Here is a 23,741-nt window from a genome sequence, read left to right as displayed (position 1 = left end):
TCGCTGCTGGTGTGCCCGATCGCGGCACGCTCCTTGCATCAACAATCACGTGGGCCGCTGTCAGAGCGGCACCTAGAATTCAAATGTTCCATACAACATCCAACCGCGACGTGCATCAACTTGGACGCAATTGTACTCCCAGAATTGTCGAACAACATCGGCATGAGGATGCTTCTTCCCTTTTGTAGGGTCGGAACAAAAAATACTAGCACGTGGAGCGACCATCTCTGCGACCTCGGGCGAGGAATTACCTGAGGCGCCGTGGTGCATGACTTGGAATATCGCCGCCTTGGAGAGGCGACCATGAGGCGAAAAGTAATTTTTAAAGGCAGTTCGGCGAGGCGATGAATTAAGCGAACCGTCACCAGTTAAAAGCACCGCAAAATGATCCGTCGAAACCCGCGTGTAATCGCGATATTTTGCCCAACCACCGGTACTCTCAAAAAAGAATTCTGGAGAAAAATTCGCGTCCACCGGTTTCGTTGCCGGGCCACCGTATAGAAACATCGATATGATGTTCCGATTTTTCTTGCCGAATGTCTTGTCGTAGTGACGTTTTAAAGCACCAAACGCCTTTTTCGTTTCGGCCGAGGTGGTGGCATCCTGCAAGGCCGCAATAAGAGGTTCGACACTGGCAGGAAAGGATGGCGGACACTTTTGCGCTTGATTGGCGTCGTTGTAAGGAACGAACTCCCAAAAGCCCTCAACATCTAGCACAGACCCTCTCCTGAGAAATTCAGCTGCGGGCGTCTCCACGCGTCTAGAGCCGGGAATTTCGCCACTCAACAGATCGGGGCGGTGCTCTGTTTCCACGCGAATTCTCAGGGGACGCCCGTCGGCTTTCTCGGGAAAACGACGTTCGCGTTCGTCGCCGTCCGGATCAGGACCGGGGTCGGGGTCAGGCAGCGGATCGATCGGGGGTGGTGGTGTATCATCGCTTGGCGGCACGAATACAATCCGAGGCTGATCTCCGCCGGCTGCATTCCGAAGAAACTCAGCTGGGTCTAACAAGAATCTCAGGAATTCGACATCGAATTTATCCGCAGCAGCGATCCAAAGTCGTTGCCATAGCGGCATAAAGGGAAGAATAATGATATCAACTCGAAAAATTCTAAGAAGATATACGATACCTGAGACATGATCCTTGTCGAAATGAGATAGCGCTACAATGTCGATTAAGGGTTTTTCCCCAGGCTTCTCCTTGATATGTTCGTAAATATTATCAAGCGCATCCTCGACTAATTTATTAGATGTAACGCTTCCGCAGTCATATATCCAATTGATTGACTTACGATGACCATTGCGCAAATTTCCGGAATGCAGCATTCCTTGCCCGACGGGGTGGAACCGGTATTCAACGCGCCATTGCCTGGAAAGATCTCTATTGAAAGTCAGCTTTGAAAACAAATTCTGCAGATTCGATGAGGCCGCCCATCTGTCCAGGAAGGACTGTAACTCAACTGTGCTCGCGGGTTGCAGTCCGCTGTTGCGAGGAGCTTTCCTTAGCCTTGAAATACGATTGTGATTGAAGTCCCGCCCCGGCTGACTGAAGAATGCGAGGATTTGCTGGTCTTTCAAACCAGCATCTATCATCGCCAGAATTATTCGCTTGTCCCGTTCGGGTATGGTTATCGGCCCTTGGCGGACAAGACCGTTAAAGCGAATTGGCGATCGGGTCATGTGATATAGCCGCGACGGGCCGTTAGCGATGGGGAGCTTTCTTTCATTTCGGTCGTCGCCTGCGCCTCTGAGAGTATCACTCTCCTAAAAGATAACCCATTCCATACCGCCGCGCCCGGAAATTCAGTCACGCCGCCTCGCAGCGTAGGGGGCGGCGCCGATGGCGCCGTTGCATGCACCTGGCTGTGTAGTCGATCGAGCGTCGGCGATGACACGGATGGGTGGGAAGCAACTCGGCGTCAGCTTGGGCAATTTCCACGCCTCGAAGTCGGAACACCGCGGGTGCCAATGTCGACGCGCACTGCGTTGACGAGGACGCCCACAAGTCATTTTGCCTTTCCCGTATGCAGCTCGGCTACGGCCCTCGAATGCCAGAGCTTCGCCGCTCAGAAAATCCGACCACCCCCGTGAAATGGGGCCACCTAATGCCAGACAATGCCTACGGAACAAGGGTTTCAGGCAACTGAGTTTTTTTTCAGGGGGTAGTGCAGACTGCCGTCAACCTCGAAGACCTTGCCCCAGCGTCTTCGCGTCGGTGCCACGACGGAAGGCGCAGGTCGCGGGATCACCCGCAGCCCTGGTGCACCGATGAACATGGCGGATCGACCTTATCCGCAAGGCGCCCAGGATCAACTGAATGAAGGTCGAAAAGGAGAAGGTCACATGTCCGCATGCAGACCCGGTCACGAGCCGCCATTCCCGAAGGGCTCGATCATGAAGCGCCTCGCGAAGATCGCGCAGACGCTGCAATGCGCCGCAACGATGGCCAAAGTCGTCGCCACGATCGGCGGCATCGTCATGCCACTGATCTTCCCGGTCAACCTGACCCCGATCGATCGACCCATGGCGACGCACCGCATCATCCTGGCAAGTGCCGACCGCTCCGGTCTTGATGCCTCACAGCTGAGGCTGCATTTGGGCTGACGCCATTGCCGCCACTCTGAACGAGACTCGCCTGGTGAAGGCCGGTGCCTGGCATCGGTCACCTGGTTGACGAGTCATTTACTCACCGGCCGCCCCTGCGGGACGGTCGGTGAGGTGCTGTCTTGCGTCGAAAACCGTATTTCACACTGCTCTCGGGGGATCACCATTCACGCGAGAGGTCGCGCTCGCCATAAGGGGATTATTCGAAATCGAATGGATCCGACCACTCGCGTCCCAAGGAATCGCTCAACTTCCTTCGTTGCGGATAACTGATTGATTTGTCAGAGACTGAAGGACGGCCGCGGGTCCAGTCCCAGCGTCCGGCGACACATTCCCCCCGAATGGCATGCCGTTCGTCAGCTGAATCATTCACCGACTGCCTGGATGTGCGAGACGACCACCACGGCGTGATCCGACGTCGTCGATAACGTGGCGGCTCGCGCAGCGCGCGCGAATCGTGGCGAAAAGCCAACGGAATCCCACGATACGCACGGCGCGTGGCGAAAGCTCGTCCGGCGCGAACGGACGCAGTGCGCCTCGCACGTCCGCCTTTCGGCTGTCACGGCGACGTATTCCCGCCCCTCACTTCCGATCGCTGTGCCCGAGATCGCGGCCGGGATCGAGCCGGTCGCGCACGCGCTGCTTCAGAAGCTTGGCCTCCGGAAAGCCGCCGTCGGCCTTGCGATCCCAGATCATCGCCTCGCCCGCCGCGTCCTGGTAGCGGATCTCGAAGACACCGCCTGTGCCGGGAACGAGCGCCACCTCGCCGAGGTCTGGCCCGAAGGTCGAGAGCAGTTCCTGGGCCATCCACGCCGCCCTCAGGAGCCATTGGCACTGGGTGCAGTAAGTGATCGAAATTCGCGGCATACGCGTCTCGCTCATCGATGAACTCCCATTGGTTGGCGCGCGCAAACGTCCCCGAGACGGGCCGGACGGATTTAAGCGGCGTTGCGGACGCCCGGTTCAATCGGTTACCGCAATTTTCGTCGCTCCTGTGGCTCGGCGGTAAAATTTCCGGTCCATTGCACGGTTGGGCGCGCCAGCGTTTCCGGCCGCTGATATGGAGACGGATCGGCCGGCACCGACATCTGCCCTATCTGCCGCTGCCGAGCCTGCAAAGGAAGACCATGCCCGGATCGACGCCGCCGATCGACGCCGTACCACCCTACGAACGGCCGTTCGCGCGCCTGAGAGCCACGCTTCGCCGCCTCTATCACGGCGACAGCCGTGCGGCGCTGCGCTTCCAGGCGGCCGCCCTGATCGTCGATCTTGCCATCATCGCCCTGTTCATCGCCCAGCCGGTCCTGAAGAACACCGAGGCGTTTCTCTATGTCGATTACAGCGTTGCAGCCGTGCTGGCGATCGACATCGGTGCGCGCATGCTCGCCTCCCGCCGGCCATGGCACAGGCTGAAACAGCCGGTCGTCCTCCTCGACCTGTTCATCTTGATCACCCTCCTGTTGCCGGAAACGCTGATCAATTTCGGCTTCCTGCGGATCGTCCGGCTGTGGTCCCTGTCGAAGACCGGCCGTCTCTGGCAGCCCCTGCGCCGTAAGGGCCTCGACGAGTGGGAGCTGCCGGCGCGGGCAGTGGTCAACCTCGTCACCTTTCTGTTCCTGGCGACCGGCTTCATCTACACGACGTTCTTCCGCAACGACGGGCTCGAGGGCTATCTCGACGCGCTCTACTTCACCGTCGCCTCGGTGACGACGACCGGCTACGGCGACATCACCCTCGACGGCTCTTGGGGGAAGCTGACCTCGATCGTGGTGATGATCATCGGGATCAGCCTGTTCGTGCAACTCGCCCAGGCAATCTTCAAGCCTGCCAAGGTGCATTTTACCTGCCCCCAGTGCGGCCTCCAGCGGCACGACACGGACGCCGTCCACTGCAAGGCTTGCGGCCACATTCTCAACATTCCGAACGACGAGAGTTGAAACGGACGGCAGAAGCAAAACCGGCAGACCTTGAAGTATCGGCTCCAAACGGGCATGTGTCTCGGTAATCCGACACATAAGCGCGCCGCTTGCGGCGACGCCAGAGAACGACGGCCGCGAACGGTCGACGTCGAGACATTTCCGCGAAGGACCCTCATGGCCGTTTCGATCGATCTGAAAGCGCCGCAGGCGCGCACCGGACTTGCCGAAAACGTACAGGCCGAGAACCTCCTGGCCGAGCGGGCGATCGCCTCGAAAGCCGCTTCCTCTGCCGTGCCGGGCGCCGCGCCCGGCGAGGAAAAGCCCTCGCTGATCGGCCTGTCGCGCGAGGAGCTCGGCGAGGCGCTCGTCTCGGTCGGCGTCGAGCGGCGGCAGATCAAGATGCGGGTCGCCCAGCTCTGGCAGTGGCTCTATGTGCGCGGCGTCGCCGATTTCTCCCAGATGGCGAACGTCTCCAAGGATCTGCGTGAGAAGCTCGCCGCCGCCTTCACCATCGCCCGGCCGGAGATCGTCACCGAGCAGGTGTCGGTCGACGGCACGCGCAAATGGGTGCTGCGCTTTCCGGCCAAGGGCGCCGGGCGCCCGGTCGAGATCGAGACGGTCTACATTCCGGAGGAAGGCCGCGGCACGCTCTGCGTCTCCTCCCAGGTCGGCTGCACCCTTACCTGCACCTTCTGCCACACCGGCACCCAGCGCCTCGTCCGCAACCTCACCGCCGACGAGATCGTCGGCCAGGTGCTCCTGGCCAGAGATAGGCTCGGCGACTTTCCCGAGGCCGCGACACCCGCCGGCGCCATCGTGCCCTCGGAGGGCCGCCTCGTCTCGAACGTCGTGATGATGGGCATGGGCGAGCCGCTGTATAATTTCGACGCCGTCAAGGCGGCGCTGGCCGTCGTATCCGACGGCGAGGGCCTTGCCCTGTCGAAGCGGCGGATCACGCTCTCGACCTCCGGCGTCGTCCCGATGATCGAAAAGGCCGGCGCCGAGATGGGCGTCATGCTGGCGATTTCGCTCCATGCGGTGCGCGACGAACTGCGCGACGAGTTGGTGCCGATCAACAAGAAGTATCCGCTGAAGGATCTGCTCGCGGCCTGCCGCGCCTATCCGGGCCTCTCGAACGCCCGGCGCATCACCTTCGAATACGTCATGCTGAAGGGCGTCAACGACAGTCTCGCCGACGCAAAGGCGCTGGTGCAGATCCTCAAGGGCATTCCGGCGAAGATCAACCTGATCCCGTTCAACCCGTGGCCGGGCAGCGCCTACGACTGCTCGGACTGGGACCAGATCGAGCGCTTCGCCGACGCTGTCAACCAGGCCGGCTACGCCTCCCCCATCCGAACCCCGCGCGGCCGCGACATCTTCGCCGCCTGCGGCCAGTTGAAGTCGGAGTCGGAACGCATGCGCAAGAAGGACCGCGACAGCCTCGAGGCGGCGCGCGTCACCGAACTCGCCGCCGGATAACGCGATCGTGCCCGATCGTGCCTGGGGCGGCATTGACCCTCCAGTAGCTGGAAGCCTCATCTCTCTTCCGCAACGATTCGGGGCCCTTATCGGGACCCGACGGCCTTTTGTTGGGAGACGAGACGGATGACCAGAATCGCAACGCTGGCTGCTGCCTTCATGCTCGGGACGACGGGCCTCGCCATGGCGCAGACCTCGCCGGAGCCCGCCGAGCCGGGCATGATGGACCACGCCAAGCCTGGCATGGCCGAGATGCCTGGCATGGACGGCGCGCACGGCATGCATGGAACGACGGCGGACGGCGCGGCAGACACGCCGTCGACCCGCGCCTTCATGAAGGCGATGGGCGACATGGAAGCCGGCATGGCGACCCCGATGACCGGCAATCCCGACATCGACTTCATGCGCGGCATGCTCGCCCATCACGAAGGCGCCGTCGCCATGGCCGAGGTCGAGCTGCAATACGGCAAGGACCCGGAGGCCCGGGCGCTGGCCGAGACGATCATCAAGGCCCAGGAGGCCGAGATTGCCCAGATGAAGGCGTGGCTCGACCGCAATGGCGGCTGAGGGGGCGTCGCTCCACCGCCGGCCTGCTTGAACCGAACCGCCATCCGCTTGGGTTCGCCGACGGCCCGCCAGACGCGTGACCGCGACATCTTCGCCACTTGCGGCAGCCGGAGTCGGAGAGCGAGTGCATCCGCAAGTCGGAACGCGAGGCGGTGGCGGAATGGGGCTGCCGCTCCCCATAGAAGCACTCGGCCCGGGGCGTCATGACCTGGAATTTCGCTCGGCGAAGGGCGTCGGCATGCGGGTGATCGAGGTATGAAGGGCGCTTCATCCGGAGATGGTGCCATGCGTCTGCCGCCGGCCCCGCCAGCCCCGCAGCCCGCGAGGCAGTTGCGGGATGAGGCTCGGGCGGGTTTCGGGGTCTGCGCGGGTTGATTTGGAACCTGAAGCAGAATCCGCAATTCGCTTTCATTCCAAACGCCCTTCATAGCTCTCGGCATTCAAGAGGCGTGCCCGCCGAGATGGCCGCGGCCGTCAAGGCGGCCGTCCGGGAAGGTGAGTATGCCTCGACCAGCGAGGTGGTGCGCGAAGCCCTGCGCGAATGGACCAGATCTCGCGATGGCTAGCGGCGGGAACTAATGGCGCTGCGCGAGGCGATCCGGGCCGGCGACGCGAGCGGCGCGAGTATTCCGGCCGAAGAGGTCTATGCCGAACTTCGCGCCGCCATCGAGGCGCGGCGCGCGGGTCCGCGGTGAAACGGCTCGGATATTCCCCGGAGGCCCTGGCCGACCGTCGCGACATCGCGCTGTACATCGCCGAGGAGAATCCCGACCGGGCGATGAGCTTCGTCGCGGAACTGGAGCGGAAGGCGGCCCAGGCCGCTCTGCGTCCGACGAGTTTTCGGGAACGACCTAGCTCCCGGCCTGCGGGCGACCGTGCACGATCGCTACCTGATCTTCTTTCGGGAATTGGACGATGAGGTTCGCATCGTCCGGGTCCCGCACGGGCCGGCAACCTGCCCGGCCTGTTCGAGCCATGAGGTGATCGCTGCCGACCGCCCGATCCGGCTGACATCTGCCCTCAGCGCTCCACGCAAGTCGCCGGAGCGGCTGCTACGCAGACCTCAGTCACCGCGCCCTGATGCCCTCTCAGTCCGCCGCGCCCAAGATTGCCCCCGGCTGATCCTCGTTACCGGCCTGCAGGATGACGGCGCAGGCGTCGGCGCCCTCGGCCGACGCGCAGGCGCCGAGGGCGAATCGCGCCGGTTTGCCGGTCCAGCGGCCGAGCGGCGTCAGTCCGCGCACGGCGTTGACGTAGGTGACCGTCCGGCCACGGTTCTCGCCGCGGGCGATCGGCACCGCAGACGCGCGGGTGTAGTCCACCCGCCAAAGCGTCGCGCTGCCCCGACCGCCCCCGATGCTGACCGTCCCGGCCTTGCGGTCGAGGCAGACCGCGACCGGCAGCGGCGCACCCATCAGGCCGGAGACCGCGCCCGCGTTCGAGCCGACCGCATGGCCGCCGCCGTCGACCACCGCCTGCGGCGTATAGACCCGGCCATCGCCGCGACGCACCGCATAGTCGCGCTGGCGAAGGGAATGGGCGGACGAGCCGAGCGTGTCCTTCCAGCCGAGGCGGTCCCAGTAGTCGACGTGAAAGCCGAGCGCGAGGACCTCCCCGTCGCCGGAAAGCTGCCGCAACAGGGCGTCGGCGGGCGGGCAGGAGGAGCAGCCCTGGCTGGTGAACAACTCCACCACGTGCCGAGGCCCGGCGGCGGCCGGCGCGATGGCGCGCGTCGCGATCGAAACGGCGGCGAACCATCCGGCCAGCATGGATCTCTCCTTGAGATATTGCTCTCGACCCGGGTTCGATGGCGCGGCAGGAGGGGTTACAGTCGCCGCATCGGGATTCGATGACGATTCCGTGTGGCCTGGAGAGAGTTCGCGCCGATGGGCACGGTCCTGAGATTTCTGTTCGTCGTTCCGCTCGCTTATGTCGCGGCATGCCTCGCGGCGGCCTTCGCGATGCTATGGCCGTTCGTGCAGATGAACACGCCCGATGCGCTCGATCCGATCTTCATCGGCGAGGTGGCCTTCTATTTCGGCGCCCAGACGGTCCAGATCGGCGCCGTGGCGTTTCTGCCCTGGCTGTTCTTCATGGTGGCGACTGAAGTGCTGGGCCTCTCCTCGCTGCTCCTCCACATAGTCGCGGGGCTGCTCGGCGGCATCGCCGTTCTCTTCACCGCCTATGGCCCGAACGTGCCGCATATGAGCGTCCAGACGGCGATCCTCGTCGCCTCCCTCACCTTTTCCCTCGTCTATTGGATCCTCGCCGGAAACCGGGCCGGCCGCTGGCGGCGGCGCACCGCCGGCAAGCCGCCGCCGGCCGACCGGCGGCCCTCGCCGCAGCAGGGCGACGCCGCCTAACGTACCGCGCGAGGGCCCGATCCAGCGGCCGCACCACTGGGCGGACCTTCACCCATTGATTTTTGCGTCGCGGTGCGATGATTGGGCCGGTGTTTCGCGTCCCGAAAGGAATGAGTCATGTCCACCCGCGACATCGTCCTCGTCGCGCTGTTCGCTGCCCTGATGGCGGCGCTCGGCGCCTTCCCGCCGCTGATGATCCCGGCGATCGCCGTGCCGATCACCGCCCAGTCGATGGGGCCGATGCTGGCCGGCGGCATCCTCGGGGCAAAGCGCGGCGCCCTGTCGATGCTGCTCTTCGTCCTCCTCGTCGCCGTCGGCCTGCCGCTGTTGTCGGGCGGACGCGGCGGTCTCGGCATCTTTGCCGGGCCGACCGCCGGGTTCATCTTCGGCTGGATCGCCGCCGCCGCCGTCACCGGATATCTGGTCGAGCGGTTCTGGACCTCGCTCAACTTCGTCACCGCCTTCCTCGCGGCAACGGTGGGAGGGATCGTCGTCCTCTACGGCATCGGCATTCCTTGGATCTCCCTCGTCGGCGGCGTGCCGCTCGCGACGGCCGCCACCGGCTCGGCCGCCTTCATTCCCGGCGATCTCGTCAAGGCCGGGCTCGCGGCGGCGGCGATCCTCATGGTGAAGCGTGCCTATCCGATGATCCGCCCGGCGCATGGCCGGCCCTGACGGGCAACCGGTGATTTCCCTCACGGGCGTTCGCCTCGATCGCGGCGAACGCACCGTCCTGTCCGGCATCGATCTGACATTGAGCGAGCGCCGCATCGGCGTGATCGGCGCCAACGGCTCCGGCAAGAGCAGCTTCGCCCGGCTCCTCAACGGCCTCCTCCTGCCGAGCCGGGGAAGCGTTGCCGTCGACGGGCTCGATACCCGCAAGGACGCCGGGGCCGTCCGCCGCAAGGTCGGCTTCCTGTTCCAGAACCCGGACAACCAGGTGATCTATCCGACGGTCGGCGAGGATCTCGCCTTCGGTCTGAAGGGGCGAAAGCTGCCGAAGGCCGAGATCACCGCAAGGGTCGAGGCGACCCTCAAGCGCTTCTCCCTCGACGGTTTCGGCGACCGCCTCGTCCATGAACTCTCCGGCGGCGAACGGCAGATGGTGGCGCTGGCGGGCGTGATGATCCTCGAGCCCGACTGGCTGGTGCTCGACGAGCCGACGACCCTCCTCGACCGGCGCAACACGCGGACGATCATGGCCGCCGTCGAGGCGCTCGACCAGCGCGTCGTCCTCGTCACCCACGATCTGCGACTGCTCGAGAACTTCGACCGGGTCGTCGTCTTCGAGGAGGGCGGCGTCGTCGCCGACGCCCCGCCGGCCGAGGCGATCCACGCCTATCGGCGGCTCGTCGGATGATCGTCGGCCTCTACCGCGCCGGCGACAGCCGGCTGCATCGCGCCGGGCCGGGCCGCAAGCTCCTCGCCCTCATTCTCGGCGGCACGCTGCTCCTGGCGATTTCCTCGCTCTGGCTCGCCGCGCTCGGCGTCCTGATGGTCCTGGCGCTCTACGGCCTCGCCGGCTTTGGGCCGCGCATCCTCTGGGCCCAACTTCGGCCGATCGCATTCGTCCTCGCGATCCTCTTTCTCGCCCAGCTCTGGCTCGCGACGCCTGCCGAAGCCGTCCTCGTCGTCCTGCGCTTTGCCGCCCTCGTCCTTGCCGCCGGCCTGGTGACGTTGACCACCCGGACGAGCGATCTCGTCGCCGCGATCGAGCGCGGCCTTTCGCCGCTTTCGCGGCTCGGCCTCGACGTCGCCAAGATCAGCCTCGCCATCTCGCTCGCCATCCGCTTCATCCCCGCGATCGGCCAGATCGCCGGCGAGGTGCGCGAGGCGCAGCTGGCGCGGGGCCGCCGGCCTTCGCCCCTCACCCTTGTGGTTCCGGTGATCGTCCGCCTCCTGAAGATGGCCGACGAGATCACCGACGCGATCGATGCGCGGTCGTGATCCGCTCGCGCGGTTTCGGGACGACGGACCATCGCATTCTGCCATTGAAATCCGTATGATCGCTTTGGGCATCGTCGATTTTGGGAGGATCGTCATGCGGCTCATGCGCGCCGTCGCGGCTGTGTTCGCGCTGCTTTTCGCCGTTCAACTCGCCCCGAATGCTCACGCTGAGAGCGAGGCGACGCCGACGATCCGCGTCGGTATCCTGAAGTTCGGCACGGTGAACTGGGAACTCGACGCGATGACCCGCGCCGGCCTCGACGAGAAGGCGGGCGTCGACGTCGAACTCGTCCCCTTTGCCGGGGAGGACGCGTCGGCCGTCGCGCTGCAGGCCGGCAGCGTCGACATGATCGTCTCCGACTGGCTCTGGGTGTCCCGTCTCAGGGCATCGGGCGCGGACTACACCTTCGTGCCCTATTCCACCTCGGTCGGATCGCTGATGGTCGCCGGCGACAGCCGGGTGCAAAGGCTCAGCGACCTGAAGGGCAAGACGATCGGCGTCGCCGGCGGCCCGCTCGACAAGAACTGGCTGCTCATCCAGGCGCTGGCGAAGCGGAAGCACGGCGTCGATCTCGGCGCCGAAAACTCCATCGTCTACGGCGCTCCGCCGCTCCTCACCGAAAAGGCCCGGCAGGGCGAGCTCGATGCCGTCCTGAACTTCTGGCACTATGCGGCCCGGCTGGAGGCCGAAGGGTTTCGCACGCTGGTCTCGGGCACCGACGCGGCGATGGAGATGGGCACCGCCGGCCCGGTCGCCTCGATCGGCTGGGTCTTCCGCGACGAGTTCGCCGAGAAGAACCCGGAGGCGATCGCCGGCTTCATCGCCGCCGACAAGGCGACGAAGGCACTGCTCACCACCTCGGACGCGGCCTGGGAAGAGCTGAAGCCGCTGATGAAGGCCGAGGACGAGAAGACCTTCACGACGCTGCGCGAGCGTTACCGCGAGGGTATCCCGTCGCGCCCGGCGTCCGAGGAGAAGGCGGACACGGCAAAGCTCTACGGGCTGCTCGCCGAAATCGGTGGGGAGCGGCTGGTCGGGCCGGCGAAGGAGCTCGCCCCCGGCACCTATTTCGACGACGGCAAGAATGGCTCTTGAGCTGGACCACCCGGTCGCGGCGGAACGCAGCATCGCCTCGCGCCTCGGCCCAGGCATCGTCACGGTCGCCTCGCTGGCCGGGCTTCTGGCGATCTGGTGGGTCGCGGCGATCGTCGCCGACAGCCGCGTCCTGCCGGCGCCGCCGGCGGTCGTCGAGGCGTTCTGGCGCGACGCACGGACGGGCGAGTTGTTCTTTCACCTCGCCATGACGCTGATGCGGGTCGCCGGCGCCTTCGTCATCGCCATGGTGGTCGGCTCGGCGATCGGCATTCTCCTCGGCATGAACCGCGAGGCGAACCGCTTCTTCGACCCTTGGCTGATCCTCTTCCTCAATATCCCGGCGCTCGTCGTCATCGTCCTCGCCTATATCTGGTTCGGCCTCAACGAGGCGGCGGCGATCGGCGCGATTGCGGTCAACAAAATCCCCAATGTCGTCGTCACGCTGCGCGAAGGCGCAAGGGCGCTCGACCGGGACCTCGAGGAGATGGCCAAGGTCTATCGCTTCGGCTGGACCAAGACGCTCCGCCACGTCGTGCTGCCGCAGCTTCAGCCCTATTTCGCCGCAGCCTCGCGCTCCGGCATCTCGCTCATCTGGAAGATCGCCCTCGTCGTCGAGCTGCTCGGCCGCTCGAACGGTGTCGGATTCCAGATCAACCTCTATTTCCAGCTCTTCGACGTCGCCGCGATCCTCGCCTATACGCTCGCCTTCGTCGCCGTCATGCTCATCATCGAGTTCCTCCTTGTCCAACCTTTCGAAGCCCACTCCACCCGCTGGCGGCCCAAGCGCGCTCGAGGTTGAGATCCGCGGCAAGACCTTTCGCGGTGCCGACGGCGGCGACGTGCGGGCGATCGAGGAGATCGCCTTTAAGGTCGCGCCGGCGAGCTTTGCGACGCTGATCGGCCCGTCCGGCTGCGGCAAGACGACGACGCTGAGGATCATCCTCGGGCTCGATCCGGATTTCGAGGGGCGGCTGAGGCTGCCGGAGGGCGGCGCCGGCCGGGTGGCGGCGGTGTTCCAGGAGCCGCGGCTGCTACCCTGGCGCAGCGTCGAAGAGAATGTCCGCCTCGCGCTTCCCGATGAGGATGCCGGCCGCGACCTCGACCAGCTGTTCTCGATCCTCGGCCTCGACGAGATGCGCTCGCGCTATCCGTCCGAGCTGTCGCTCGGTCTCGCCCGCCGCGTCGCCCTGGCGCGGGCCTTTGCCATCCGCCCGTCGCTGCTCGTCCTCGACGAGCCCTTCGTCTCGCTCGACGAGCAGACCGCGACGCGGCTCCGCAAGCTGTTGATCGACGTGTGGTCGGCGCGCCCGACCACCGCCCTGATGGTCACCCACAATCTCCGCGAGGCCGTGCAACTGTCGGACAGGATCATCTTCCTGACCGAGCGGCCGGCACGGATCCGCGGCATACACGACATCGTCACGCCACATGCGGAACGGGACACCCGCTGGCGCGAGACGACGCTGTCGGCCATCGCCAAGCGCTATTCGGGTGTTCTCTAGCTAGCGCCCGGACGCAGCGCCTCGCCCCTGCAGCGAGAGCCCACCCGCGGGGAAAGAGCCCCCCTTGGAAGAAGGCGACGGGCGCTCAGTCTTCACCGTTGCCCTTCAAGGCGGCAAGTCTCGCCTTCAGCGCCTCGTTCTCGGCTTCGAGTTGCGCCAGCCGCATGCGGACCGGAGCGACGGCCTGCGAGACCTCCGCCTCGGTGAAGCGCGGCGTGATGTGCTGAGGGCAGTTCCAGTCGAACGCCTCCAGGTGGAACAGCATCGCCCTCTCGACCTTGGCATTGTAGGCGGGAAGGGCGAGCCTCTCGGTGAGATCGCCATCCGACGCGAGGTCCCTGACCTCGGCGCGGGCGAAGATCTTCAGCCGAGCGCGGCGGGGATAATCCATCAGGAACAGCGAAACGCGGTCGTCGGCCTTGAGGTTTCCGAGGCTGATATACTGCCGGTTGCCGCTGAAGTCGGCGAAGCCGAGGGTCGTCTCGTCCAGCACCTTGAGGAACCCGGCCGGCCCACCACGATGCTGCACGTAGGGCCACCCCGTCTCGGAGACGGTCGCCATGTAGAAGCTGTCGCGGCTCGCGATAAATGCCGACTCAGCTTCGGTGAAGCGGTCGAAGGTCCGGTTCGCCCCGGCCTTCGACCACAGCTCGAGGCTGCCGTTTTCCGCCTGGGCGGCCTTCACGCTGGGAGTCGCGGCGATGTCGAGAAATCCATAGGCCATGACCGATCCTTTCCCGGAAGGGTTTGCGGCTCAGGCAGCCTTGGCGGGGTTCGGCTGCAGGCTGCTATCGAAGAAAAAGATAGCGGCTTTTGATGGCAGATATAATGCGGTAGCTTTGAGAAGCATTATCTCATTGGATGAGACAATCATGGATCGCCTCGAGGCGATGACGATCCTCGTCGCGGTCGTCGAGACGGGAAGCTTCACGGCGGCCGGCCGGCGCCTCGGCGTTCCCCTTCCCACGGTCAGCCGCAAGCTGGCGGAGCTGGAAGCTCATCTCGGCGGGACGCGCCTTCTGACGCGGTCGACACGGCGGCTTTCCCTGACCGCATCCGGTGCGGACTATGTCGCTGCCTGCAGGCGGATCCTGGCGGAGATCGATGACGCCGACCGCAAGGCGGCGGGCGAGTACGTCGCGCCGCGGGGCGAACTCGTCCTCGCAGCCCCCATCGTCTTCGGTCGGCTCCACATGGTGCCGATCGTCAGCGAATTTCTTGCCGCCTATCCCGACATCAGCGTGCGGCTGCTGCTTTCCGACCGCAATGCGCAACTGCTCGACGACCACATCGACCTCGCCCTGCGCATCGGCGTCTTGCCGGACAGCGCGACGATCGCCCTGCGGGTCGGCTCCGTCACCCACGTCGTCTGCGCCAGCCCAGCCTATCTGGCTGCACAAGGCAGGCCGAAGGTGCCCGCCGATCTGGCGCGGCACGCCTGCGTCACCTTCGACGTCGCCGGCACGGCGACGTCGTGGAGCTTTGTCGGGCCACCGGGCCTGCGCAGCGTCGCCATCCGCTCGCGCCTGTCGGTGAACACCGCCGAGGCCGCCCTGGACGCCGCGGCACAGGGGGTCGGCCTGACGCGGGTGCTGTCCTATCAGGCCGCCGGCGCAGTCGAAGACGGCCGGCTCGAGATCGTGCTCGAAGCCTTCGAGTCCGAGCCGCTACCGGTCAGCCTCATCCACCTGCCCCGGCAGGTCCTGCCGCTGAAGACCCGCAGCTTCATCGATTTCGCGGTGCGAAGGCTCAAGGCGAGGCTCAGATCACCCCGAAAGTCGGGCCGCGAAGCGGAGAGCGGATGACGGTCAGATCGCCCGAAGTTTCGGGCGCTCGGCGTCGGCGTCGTAGATGAGGACCACGGCCATGCCCTGGGCGATGGCGTCGTAGTTGAAGTCCGGCGGCAGATTGTAGACCTGACCGTCGCTTAGGCGCAGCTGCGCATGCTCCGGATCGATCGACTCGATGACGCCGTCGGTCTCTTCCGCCATCGCCGGTATCGACATTGCGACGGTCAGGAAGGAACTTGCGAAAAGTGCCAGAATACGTCTCGTCATGACTTTCTCCTCGCTGGAACCCCGTCTGCCTCTCGGCAGTGCGCCGGCGTGCCTCGTCTCGAAAGCACTCCCCGCGCCGGGGTTTCGGACCATCGTCGGCCGAGGTGAAATCTCGCCTCCGATTGTGTCCAAACTCGTACCGGGACATGTAGAATTGTTTCGAAAGATTTGCCTGCATGGTAAGCCTTTCGTTAATCGCGCGGGCCAGACCCCGGCCGCTATTCCCGGCTCTTCCGCCCCCCCTGCCGCGGCCGATCCCGCCCGCATTCGCTTTCGCCGTTTGCACCGGATGGTGCTTTGCGCGTAGAGAAAAATGCGAACCTTTTCCGCTGCCCCGCCATCGCCCCCTGCCCCGAGCGTCCATGTCGCACAACAGCTTCGGCCACCTCTTCCGCGTCACCACCTGGGGCGAGAGCCACGGGCCGGCGATCGGCTGCACCATCGACGGCACGCCGCCGAACGTCCGCTTCACCCTCGCCGAGATCCAGGCCGAGCTCGATCGCCGGCGTCCCGGCCAGTCGCGCTACACCACCCAGCGCCAGGAGGCGGACGCGGTGCGCGTTCTCTCCGGCGTCATGCCCGGCGAGACAGAGGGCGAATATATCTCGACGGGGACGCCGATCGCGCTGCAGATCGAGAACACCGACCAGCGTTCCAAGGACTACTCCGACATCGCCCGGCGCTATCGGCCCGGCCATGCCGACGTCACCTACGACGTCAAATACGGCATAAGAGACTATCGCGGCGGCGGCCGATCCTCGGCGCGCGAGACGGCGATGCGGGTCGCTGCCGGCGCCATTGCCCGCAAGGTCGTGCCGGGCCTCGTTGTGCGCGGCGCCCTCGTCGCCATCGGCGACATCTGGATCGACCGGGCCCGTTGGGACTGGGCCGAGACTTCGAACAACCCGTTCTTCTGCCCCGACGCCGAGACGGCCATTCGCTGGGCCGAGTATCTCGACGGCGTTCGCAAGCGCGGCTCCTCGGTCGGCGCAGTGGTCGAGATCGTCGCCGACGGCGTTCCCGCCGGCCTCGGCGCACCGATCTACGGCAAGCTCGACGCCGACATCGCCGGGGGTCTCATGTCGATCAATGCAGTCAAGGGCGTCGAGATCGGCGACGGTTTCGCCGCCGCCGCTCTTTCCGGCGAAGACAATGCCGACGAGATGCGCCCCGGCGAGAAAGGCCGGCCGGACTATCTGTCGAACCATGCCGGCGGCATCCTCGGCGGCATCTCCACCGGACAGCCGGTGGTTGCCCGCTTCGCCGTCAAGCCGACCTCCTCGATCCTGACCCCGCGCCAGTCGGTGGACGCCGACGGCAACGCCGTCGACGTCATGACCAAGGGCCGGCACGATCCCTGCGTTGGGATCAGGGCGGTGCCGGTCGGCGAGGCGATGGTCGCCTGCGTGATCGCCGATCATTACCTGCGCGATCGCGGGCAGGTCGGAGTGGCGCGTGTTTGACGCCGCTCGCCTGGCAGAGGCCGGACCATTTGAAGTTTGGCCTGGAGGGCGCTAGCTCGGTAAGATGAACACGCGGCTCTATTTTCACGAGATCTTCGCCGAGCACCTGACCGGCCCCGGCCACCCGGAACGTCCGGACCGGATGAAGGCCATCGCCGCAGCGCTGGAAGCCGAGACGTTCCACCTGCTCGACCGCGTCGAGGCGCCGGAGGGCGCGCTCGAGGCGATCTATCGCTGTCATCCGGAGGACTACGTCCGCAAGGTGGCCCTGACGATCCCCGAGGAGGGGCTCAGCCGGATCGAATCCGACACGCTCGTCAGCCCGAAGAGCTTCGCCGCCGCCATGCATGGGGTGGGCGCTGCGACCGCTGCCGTCGACGACGTGATCTCGGGCGCGGCGAAGAACGCCTTCGTCGCCTCGCGGCCCCCCGGGCACCACGCCGAGCGGGCCACCGCCATGGGCTTCTGCCTGTTCAACAACGCCGCCATCGCCGCCCGCCACGCCCAGGCCGTGCACGGGCTGGAGCGGGTCGCCATCATCGACTGGGACGTCCATCACGGCAACGGCACCCAGGACATCTTCTGGTCGGACGCCTCGGTGATGTACGCCTCCACCCACGAGATGCCGCTCTATCCCGGCACCGGGGCGAAGACGGAGCGAGGTGAAGGCAACATCGTCAACGCACCGCTCCTGGCCGGCGACGGCGGCGACGCCTTCAAGGAGGCGATGCGCGAGCGCATCCTGCCGGAGCTCGAAGGCTTCGAGCCGGATCTCGTCATCATCTCGGCCGGGTTCGACGCCCACTGGCGCGATCCGCTCGCCAACATCAACCTGACCGAGGCCGACTTCGACTGGGCGACCGCCCAGCTCCTCGACGTGGCCGACCGGCATTCCGGCGGGCGGCTGGTCAGCCTCCTCGAAGGCGGCTACGACCTCCAGGGCCTCGCCTTTTCCGCGGCCGCCCACGTGCGGCGGCTGATGACCGGCTGAGCCGACGACGCCCGCCCGGCGCTCTTTCGCAGCGGCCGGAAACACCAATGACGAAAGGCACCGACCATGGCGGACACCGCTGAGACGCCGCTGCCGGCGGACGATTCCGACATCAAGCGTATGAGCTTCGAGGATGCGATCGCGGCGCTCGAGCGGATCGTCACCGATCTCGAACGTGGCGACGTACCGCTCGACATCTCGATCCGCATCTACGAGCGGGGCGAAAAGCTGAAGAACCATTGCGAGCGGCTTCTGTCCGCCGCCGAGGACAAGGTCGAGAAGATCAAGCTCAATCGCGCCGGCAAGCCCGTCGGCACCGAGCCGCTCGATCCGGGCTGAACCCTCGTCCGCCGCCTCGGAACCCGTGGTGGGAAGCGGCCCGCCGCTCTCGCCAACCGGCAAGACGCTGCACGGCCATGGCTGTCGGCTGCCCGGCTTCGGCCCGTCATTCGAGCGAATTGCTTGGCCGGGCTTGCGGTTCTGCGCTTGAAGGGCGCAGTTTGTGAACGATCTAAAGCAGTCGGGTCGTCATGCCTCGCTCTGGAATCGCGGCATGGCGGCGGGAATGGTCAAAGCGTCCGTCGGTCGGAGCGTCAGTGTCGTTGAAAGGTTTTGAGGTGGCAGAAACGTCGAATACGCCGCTGCTCGATCGGATCCGGTATCCGGAGGATCTGCGCGGCATCGAAGAGGAACGACTCCCGCAACTCGCCGACGAACTGCGTGCCGATCTCATCGACCAGATCTCCAAGACGGGTGGCCATCTCGGCGCCGGGCTCGGCGTCGTCGAACTGACCGTCGCGCTCCACTACGTCTTCGATACCCCTCGCGACCGGCTGATCTGGGATGTCGGCCATCAGGCCTATCCCCACAAGATCCTCACCGGCCGGCGCGAGCGGATGAACACCATCCGCCAGGAAAACGGACTGTCCGGCTTCGCCAAGCGCACCGAGAGCGAATACGACCCCTTCGGCGCCGGGCACTCCTCGACCTCGATCTCCGCCGGCCTCGGCATGGCCGTCGCCCGCGATCTTTCCGGCGGAACGAACAACGTCGTCGCGGTGATCGGCGACGGCGCGATGAGCGCCGGCATGGCCTATGAGGCGATGAACAATGCCGGCGCCCTCGATGCGCGGCTGATCGTCATCCTCAACGACAACGACATGTCGATCGCCCCGCCGACGGGCGCGATGAGTTCGTATCTCGCCCGGCTCGTCTCCGGGAAGACCTACCGTTCGCTGCGCGACCGGGCCAAGAGCTTCAGCAAGCATCTGCCCGCCCCCTTCCGCGAGGGCGCCCGCCGCACCGAGGAATATACCCGGGCCTTCTTCACCGGCGGCACTTTGTTCGAGGAACTCGGCTTCTACTATGTCGGACCGATCGACGGCCACGATCTCGACCACCTCCTGCCGGTCCTGAAGAACGTCCGCGACTCCGAGAGCGGTCCGATCCTCGTCCATGTCGTCACCAAGAAGGGCAAGGGATACGCCCCGGCCGAAAGCTCCGACGACAAGTATCACGGCGTCTCCAAATTCGACGTCATCACTGGCGCCCAGTCGAAGTCGAAGGGCAACGCCCCGAGCTACACCGGCGTCTTCGCCGACAGCCTGATCCGCGAGGCCGAGGAGGACGACAGGATCGTCGCGGTCAACGCCGCGATGCCCGCCGGCACCGGCCTCGACAAGTTCGGCGCCCGCTTTCCGGACCGCACTTTCGACGTCGGCATCGCCGAGCAGCATGCCGTCACCTTCTGCGCCGGACTTGCCTCGGAAGGCTACCGGCCGTTTGCGGCGATCTATTCGACCTTTCTGCAGCGCGGCTACGACCAGGTGGTCCACGACGTCGCAATCCAGCATCTGCCGGTGCGCTTCGCCATCGACCGGGCCGGCTTCGTCGGCGCCGATGGGCCGACCCATGCCGGCTCCTTTGACGTCGCCTTCCTCACCTCCCTGCCCGGCATGGTGGTGATGGCCGCCGGCGACGAGGCGGAGCTCAAGCACATGGTGCGCACTGCCGCCGCCTATGACGAGGGGCCGATCGCCTTCCGCTATCCGCGCGGCAACGGCGTCGGCGCGGAGATGCCGGAGCGGGGCGAGATCCTCGACATCGGCAAGGGCCGGGTGATCAAGGAAGGCACCAAGGTGGCCATCCTGTCCCTCGGCACGCGGCTCGCCGACGCCTTGACAGCGGCGCGGGAACTCGACGGTTTCGGCCTTTCCACCACCGTCGTCGACGCCCGCTTCGCCAAGCCTATCGATACGGCCCTCATCGCCCGCCTTGCCCGCGAGCATGAAGTTCTGGTGACCATCGAGGAAGGCGCGGTCGGCGGTTTCGGCTCCCAGGTGATGCAGTTCCTGGCGATGAACGGCCTCCTGGACGGTGGGCTGAAGGTGCGCCCGATGGCGATGCCCGACCGCTTCGTCAACCACGCCTCGCCGGAGGGCATGATCCGCGAGGCCGGCCTCGACGCCAAGGCCATCGTCGACACGGTGTTCCGGGCGCTGGGCACCGAGGCGAGCCGGCAGTTGCAGGCGTAGGCACCATCCTAACGCGGCGGCTTTCAGCCGCGGCGGTGCCCCGCCCGGGTCAGCAGGAAGATCGGGGGCGATGGGCCCGCCAGTCGCCGCCCGGCACGGCGGGGTCGCCCGCCGGCAGCTGCGAGACATAGACCCAGGCGACGGTGCCGGCGGGTTCGGCCAGCGGCAGCTTCCGGCGGACATACATCGATCCGGCCTCGTCGGCCGGATCGTAGTTCTCCCAGGCGTCGAAGACCGCGAAGGCCTCCGGCCGCAGAATCTCGTGCAGCTCGGCGACGACGAGGCCACCAGCCACACCATCGACCGCGGCGGCGGCCGGCTGCTCCGGAAAATAGCCGGGATAAGCGCCGTGATCGCGCGGGGTGCCGGCAAGTCTGCACGGTCCGACCTTTTGCACCAATCCCTCGGTGATGGGCGTGTCGGCATCGGCGGCGCCGTCCATCAGCGTCCCGTAAAAGGCGAAATAGTCTGGCATCGGTTCGCCCCAGTGCCGTGCGTCTGAACGTCTTCGGCGCACATACAATCTGGTGCCGACCGAAGCCAGAGGCGATCCCGAGGGCGGCGTCAACGACGCTAGCCCGACGTCGTCACATCCGTCGGGCTGTGCGGGCTCATCGGCGACGATCGCGATGCGAGGGCCCAAGCGGGCGCGGACATCCGCCGGTCCTCTCCGCCACCACGTCCCGCCGAGCGAGCTCAGCTTGCCGACAGGCGGTTTCGGCCCTTCCGCTTCGACGTCAGGAGTTGCTCGTCCGCCCTCGCGAACAAGCCGTCGAACGTCCGGTCGCCGGGGCCGAGCGTCGCCAGTCCCATGCTGAGCGTCACCTCGGCGGAAGCGGCGATGAAGCTCTCGACGCCGAGTTCGGTGGCGAGACGGATGCGCCTCCCCGCCGCCGCCGCGGCCTCCCGGTCGGCTTCCGGCAGGAGGACGCAGAACTCGTCGCCACCGAGCCGCACCCCGTGGCCGCCCGACCCCGAGCCCTCCCGGATCGCATCGGCGACGAGGATCAGGACCTGGTCGCCGACGGCATGTCCGTGTTCGTCATTGAAGGTCTTGAAGCGATCGACGTCGATGACGAGGAGCGACAGGGGGCGCTTCTCGCGTCGAGCCTCCGAGACCATGCGTTCGCCACGGTCGTCGAGCCAGCGGCGGTTGTAGAGCCCGGTCAGCGGGTCGGTGACGGAGAGGCTTTCCAGCGTCTCGATCGTCCGGTCGAGCTGCATGATCGTCGTCTGGACGCTCGCCATCAGCCGGCCTGCCGCGTCGCCGTGAATCGTGGGAAGATCGGGGCGCCGACGCATCCCGGCATAGGCGTCCAACGCCTCGGTCGCACGCAGGATCGGCGAGAGCATCGCCGCCAGGCCCAGCAGCGCCCCGGCGGTGCCGACGAGCGTCGCGACGAGCACCACCAGGATCTCGGCGAGATTGTCCTCGATCCGTCCCTTTCCGATGAGCCAGGCGATCAGCGCGATCAGCGGGACGTGCGTTCCGACGAAGCAGATGGCCAGAATCTTGCCGCGATACGAGCGGGGCCAGCCGACCCACTGCATGAACGCATAGAACCGCATCGACGAATCCCTCCCGCGCAAGGCGCCGTCACTTGCCCCACCACGAACCGGAGAGGCGCTTCATCGCGGGCGACGAATGTTTCCGTTGGACGAAAAGCCCCGGTCGAGCCGCTCGACGGAGGCTTGCAAGGCGTCGGGAGATGGGCTCACTCGGGCTCGAAATTCAGCGCGACGCCATTGATGCAGTAGCGCAGGCCGCTCGGCGGCGGTCCGTCGGGGAAGACATGACCGAGATGGCTGCCGCACTGGCTGCAGTGGACCTCGGTGCGGACCATCCCGTAGCTGCGGTCGACGGTCTCCTCCACGGCACCTTCGACCGGCGTGTCGAAGCTCGGCCAACCGGTGCCACTTTCGAATTTGCGGGTCGCGACGAACAGCGGCTGGCCGCAGCCGGCGCAGGAAAAGGCCCCGGCGCGCTTTTCGTGCAGCAAGGCGCAACTGCCGGGACGCTCGGTGCCATGGCCGCGCATCACCTCGTACTGCTCCGGGGTCAGCATCGCGCGCCATTCGGCATCGGTGCGGGTGACGGGGAAGCTGCTATGATCCATGATTTCATCCTCTTGGGCTTGCCATTGCCAGCCGTCTCGGCCCCAAATTGTGGCGGGACAGCCTCCGGATCAAGCGCCCGAAAGGCAATACGATCGGATCCCCAGGTTGATCGCGCTGTGGCTTCGGCAGGTATCCGCCCGCCCGCATCCGGCCCCGTGGTGGACAATACCTCAGATCGCCTGACTCCTCCGCACCGTATAGAAGGTACGACGGCGCCGAGCGATTTTCTCCGCCCGGCCCTTTCGCCGGGAATCCTGGCGGCCTATATCTGGTTCCAGGCGGGCTGCGCGGTTCGACAGGGGTAACATTTCCTCGGGGCCTTAGTCATTCCCAAGGGAGCTGTCCCTGCCTCGGCCCGTGGGCTGGGGCATATGGCGCCCACCTACGTTGTAGGTTCCCGGGTTCGACTTCTCCATCGGCCGGGTGGCTCGCCGTCTCACCCTTTCTGCCGCCGCCCTTTTCGCCAGGTAGGGCAAGGGTGCCAGCGCTTTTGCCCCGAACGAATCCGGAATATCTCGTCGACGATGGTTTCAGACAGCAAAGAGCGCAAGGCGACGATCCGCCGCAACGCCCTCGCCCGTCGCGATACGATGGCCGACTCGGAGCGCATCGAAGCCTCGCTTGCGGTCTGCGACCGGGCCACGGCCGCCGTCTCGGTCGCGCCCGCCGTGGTTTCCGGCTTTCTGCCGATCCGCTCAGAGATCGACATTCGCCCGCTGATGATGACCTTCGCCGACCGCCGGGCGCGGCTCTGCGTTCCGGCGATCGTGGACGGCGCGCTTCAGTTCCGCGAGCTCGTCCGCGGCGCACCACTGGAACCGCAGGGCTTCGGCACCTACGCGCCTGGAAATGACGCGGCGGTCCTCGATCCGGAGCTGATGCTGGTTCCGCTCGCGGCCTTCGACCGCCGGCGTGGCCGGGTCGGTTATGGCCGCGGCTATTACGACCGGGCGATCGCGACCCTGCGCGACAAGGGGCTGTCGCCCCTGCTGGTCGGGATGGCGTTTGCCTGCCAGGAGGTCGAGGCCGTGCCGATGGATGCCCACGACGTGCCACTCGACCTCGTCGTGACCGAGCGCGAGATCATCCAGCCGTAGGGGC

27 protein-coding genes and 1 other RNA gene are annotated in these 23,741 nt (G+C 65.9%); 20 read left to right on the top strand and 8 right to left on the bottom strand.

Annotation, left to right across the window (positions count from 1 at the left end; all coding sequences use genetic code 11):
- Positions 1-72: 72 nt before the first annotated feature.
- Positions 73-1,680: a ComEC/Rec2 family competence protein gene (locus GTK09_RS15665; RefSeq protein ID WP_163464158.1), complete on the bottom strand. Its 1,608-nt coding sequence runs from the start codon at positions 1,678-1,680 to the stop codon at positions 73-75.
- A 588-nt stretch (positions 1,681-2,268) separates the two neighbouring features.
- On the opposite strand from GTK09_RS15665, the gene GTK09_RS15660 reads away from it, so the two are divergent.
- Positions 2,269-2,604, top strand: coding sequence for a hypothetical protein (locus GTK09_RS15660; protein WP_163464156.1), 336 nt, complete (start codon positions 2,269-2,271; stop codon positions 2,602-2,604).
- Between the two features lie 582 nt (positions 2,605-3,186).
- On the opposite strand, the gene GTK09_RS15655 is transcribed toward GTK09_RS15660, so the two are convergent.
- The gene (locus GTK09_RS15655) at positions 3,187-3,486 is read right to left on the bottom strand and encodes an Rdx family protein (protein ID WP_163464154.1); all 300 of its coding nucleotides are present in this window, start codon (positions 3,484-3,486) and stop codon (positions 3,187-3,189) included.
- 245 nt (positions 3,487-3,731) lie between these two features.
- Between GTK09_RS15655 and GTK09_RS15650 the strand changes: the two genes are divergently transcribed.
- The 5 genes from GTK09_RS15650 (at position 3,732) to GTK09_RS28160 (ending at position 7,488) form a co-directional block, all read left to right on the top strand.
- Positions 3,732-4,541, top strand: a complete 810-nt coding sequence (locus GTK09_RS15650) for a potassium channel family protein (RefSeq protein ID WP_163464152.1) — start codon at positions 3,732-3,734, stop codon at positions 4,539-4,541.
- Positions 4,542-4,697: 156 nt separating this feature from the next.
- Positions 4,698-6,002 carry a dual-specificity RNA methyltransferase RlmN gene (gene rlmN, locus GTK09_RS15645; protein ID WP_163464150.1) on the top strand — a complete coding sequence of 435 codons (1,305 nt, stop codon included), beginning with the start codon at positions 4,698-4,700 and terminating at the stop codon, positions 6,000-6,002.
- 126 nt (positions 6,003-6,128) lie between these two features.
- On the top strand, positions 6,129-6,569 hold the full coding sequence (copM, locus tag GTK09_RS15640) for a CopM family metallochaperone (protein WP_246217932.1): 441 nt from the start codon (positions 6,129-6,131) through the stop codon (positions 6,567-6,569).
- Between the two features lie 461 nt (positions 6,570-7,030).
- Positions 7,031-7,135 (top strand): ribbon-helix-helix domain-containing protein, encoded by a 105-nt coding sequence (locus GTK09_RS15635; RefSeq protein WP_163464149.1) that lies wholly within the window; start codon positions 7,031-7,033, stop codon positions 7,133-7,135.
- A 125-nt stretch (positions 7,136-7,260) separates the two neighbouring features.
- A complete protein-coding gene (locus tag GTK09_RS28160; RefSeq protein WP_203561060.1) occupies positions 7,261-7,488 on the top strand; it encodes a type II toxin-antitoxin system RelE/ParE family toxin in 228 nt (75 codons plus the stop codon).
- Between the two features lie 169 nt (positions 7,489-7,657).
- On the opposite strand, the gene GTK09_RS15625 is transcribed toward GTK09_RS28160, so the two are convergent.
- The gene (locus tag GTK09_RS15625; RefSeq protein ID WP_163464147.1) at positions 7,658-8,338 is read right to left on the bottom strand and encodes a DUF1223 domain-containing protein; all 681 of its coding nucleotides are present in this window, start codon (positions 8,336-8,338) and stop codon (positions 7,658-7,660) included.
- Positions 8,339-8,455: 117 nt separating this feature from the next.
- On the opposite strand from GTK09_RS15625, the gene GTK09_RS15620 reads away from it, so the two are divergent.
- The 7 genes from GTK09_RS15620 to GTK09_RS15590 all read left to right on the top strand — a co-directional run bounded on the left by GTK09_RS15620 (position 8,456) and on the right by GTK09_RS15590 (position 13,477).
- The gene (locus tag GTK09_RS15620; protein ID WP_203561059.1) at positions 8,456-8,932 is read left to right on the top strand and encodes a hypothetical protein; all 477 of its coding nucleotides are present in this window, start codon (positions 8,456-8,458) and stop codon (positions 8,930-8,932) included.
- Positions 8,933-9,049: 117 nt separating this feature from the next.
- Entirely contained in the window at positions 9,050-9,607 is a 558-nt protein-coding gene (locus GTK09_RS15615; RefSeq protein ID WP_163464145.1) for a biotin transporter BioY, read from the top strand.
- 10 nt (positions 9,608-9,617) lie between these two features.
- Complete coding sequence (locus GTK09_RS15610) at positions 9,618-10,292, top strand: energy-coupling factor ABC transporter ATP-binding protein (RefSeq protein WP_163464143.1); 675 nt, start codon at positions 9,618-9,620, stop codon at positions 10,290-10,292.
- Positions 10,289-10,879 (top strand): energy-coupling factor transporter transmembrane component T family protein, encoded by a 591-nt coding sequence (locus GTK09_RS15605; RefSeq protein ID WP_163464141.1) that lies wholly within the window; start codon positions 10,289-10,291, stop codon positions 10,877-10,879. Before GTK09_RS15610 ends, GTK09_RS15605 begins: the two co-directional genes overlap by 4 nt.
- A 94-nt stretch (positions 10,880-10,973) precedes the next feature.
- Positions 10,974-11,975 carry an ABC transporter substrate-binding protein gene (locus GTK09_RS15600; protein ID WP_163464140.1) on the top strand — a complete coding sequence of 334 codons (1,002 nt, stop codon included), beginning with the start codon at positions 10,974-10,976 and terminating at the stop codon, positions 11,973-11,975.
- Positions 11,965-12,774 carry an ABC transporter permease gene (locus tag GTK09_RS15595; protein WP_203561056.1) on the top strand — a complete coding sequence of 270 codons (810 nt, stop codon included), beginning with the start codon at positions 11,965-11,967 and terminating at the stop codon, positions 12,772-12,774. The genes GTK09_RS15600 and GTK09_RS15595 overlap by 11 nt, the downstream gene beginning before the upstream one ends.
- Entirely contained in the window at positions 12,716-13,477 is a 762-nt protein-coding gene (locus GTK09_RS15590) for an ABC transporter ATP-binding protein (protein WP_163464138.1), read from the top strand. The genes GTK09_RS15595 and GTK09_RS15590 overlap by 59 nt, the downstream gene beginning before the upstream one ends.
- An 85-nt stretch (positions 13,478-13,562) precedes the next feature.
- On the opposite strand, the gene GTK09_RS15585 is transcribed toward GTK09_RS15590, so the two are convergent.
- Positions 13,563-14,201: a pyridoxamine 5'-phosphate oxidase family protein gene (locus GTK09_RS15585; RefSeq protein ID WP_163464136.1), complete on the bottom strand. Its 639-nt coding sequence runs from the start codon at positions 14,199-14,201 to the stop codon at positions 13,563-13,565.
- Between the two features lie 148 nt (positions 14,202-14,349).
- On the opposite strand from GTK09_RS15585, the gene GTK09_RS15580 reads away from it, so the two are divergent.
- A complete protein-coding gene (locus tag GTK09_RS15580; protein WP_163464135.1) occupies positions 14,350-15,282 on the top strand; it encodes a LysR family transcriptional regulator in 933 nt (310 codons plus the stop codon).
- A gap of 3 nt (positions 15,283-15,285) precedes the next feature.
- Here the strand turns inward: GTK09_RS15580 and GTK09_RS15575 are convergent, their stop codons facing one another.
- Positions 15,286-15,534, bottom strand: coding sequence for a DUF1344 domain-containing protein (locus GTK09_RS15575; protein WP_163464133.1), 249 nt, complete (start codon positions 15,532-15,534; stop codon positions 15,286-15,288).
- Between the two features lie 362 nt (positions 15,535-15,896).
- On the opposite strand from GTK09_RS15575, the gene aroC reads away from it, so the two are divergent.
- The 4 genes from aroC to dxs all read left to right on the top strand — a co-directional run bounded on the left by aroC (position 15,897) and on the right by dxs (position 20,522).
- The gene (aroC, locus tag GTK09_RS15570) at positions 15,897-16,997 is read left to right on the top strand and encodes a chorismate synthase (RefSeq protein WP_163464131.1); all 1,101 of its coding nucleotides are present in this window, start codon (positions 15,897-15,899) and stop codon (positions 16,995-16,997) included.
- Between the two features lie 64 nt (positions 16,998-17,061).
- The gene (locus GTK09_RS15565; RefSeq protein ID WP_163464128.1) at positions 17,062-17,988 is read left to right on the top strand and encodes a histone deacetylase family protein; all 927 of its coding nucleotides are present in this window, start codon (positions 17,062-17,064) and stop codon (positions 17,986-17,988) included.
- A gap of 66 nt (positions 17,989-18,054) precedes the next feature.
- Positions 18,055-18,327, top strand: coding sequence for an exodeoxyribonuclease VII small subunit (locus tag GTK09_RS15560; protein WP_163464127.1), 273 nt, complete (start codon positions 18,055-18,057; stop codon positions 18,325-18,327).
- 278 nt (positions 18,328-18,605) lie between these two features.
- Complete coding sequence (dxs, locus tag GTK09_RS15555) at positions 18,606-20,522, top strand: 1-deoxy-D-xylulose-5-phosphate synthase (RefSeq protein ID WP_312869901.1); 1,917 nt, start codon at positions 18,606-18,608, stop codon at positions 20,520-20,522.
- 49 nt (positions 20,523-20,571) lie between these two features.
- Here dxs and GTK09_RS15550 read toward each other — a convergent pair whose 3' ends face one another.
- From GTK09_RS15550 to msrB, 3 genes are all read right to left on the bottom strand, one after another.
- Positions 20,572-20,997, bottom strand: coding sequence for a gamma-glutamylcyclotransferase family protein (locus GTK09_RS15550; RefSeq protein WP_163464123.1), 426 nt, complete (start codon positions 20,995-20,997; stop codon positions 20,572-20,574).
- A gap of 221 nt (positions 20,998-21,218) precedes the next feature.
- Positions 21,219-22,091, bottom strand: a complete 873-nt coding sequence (locus tag GTK09_RS15545) for a GGDEF domain-containing protein (RefSeq protein WP_163464121.1) — start codon at positions 22,089-22,091, stop codon at positions 21,219-21,221.
- A gap of 146 nt (positions 22,092-22,237) precedes the next feature.
- Entirely contained in the window at positions 22,238-22,639 is a 402-nt protein-coding gene (gene msrB / locus GTK09_RS15540) for a peptide-methionine (R)-S-oxide reductase MsrB (protein WP_163464119.1), read from the bottom strand.
- Between the two features lie 278 nt (positions 22,640-22,917).
- Here msrB and ssrS point away from each other — a divergent pair.
- Both ssrS and GTK09_RS15530 read left to right on the top strand, forming a co-directional pair.
- A non-coding RNA gene (gene ssrS, locus GTK09_RS15535) (6S RNA) lies at positions 22,918-23,074 on the top strand.
- Between the two features lie 90 nt (positions 23,075-23,164).
- Positions 23,165-23,737 carry a 5-formyltetrahydrofolate cyclo-ligase gene (locus tag GTK09_RS15530; RefSeq protein WP_163464118.1) on the top strand — a complete coding sequence of 191 codons (573 nt, stop codon included), beginning with the start codon at positions 23,165-23,167 and terminating at the stop codon, positions 23,735-23,737.
- Positions 23,738-23,741 lie beyond the last annotated feature (4 nt).

The organism is Jiella pacifica (assembly GCF_010500815.1).
In the GTDB taxonomy this organism is placed as follows: domain Bacteria; phylum Pseudomonadota; class Alphaproteobacteria; order Rhizobiales; family Rhizobiaceae; genus Jiella; species Jiella pacifica.
Note: the sequence above shows the minus strand (reverse complement) of the source record. Positions and strands in the feature narration are given on the sequence as shown.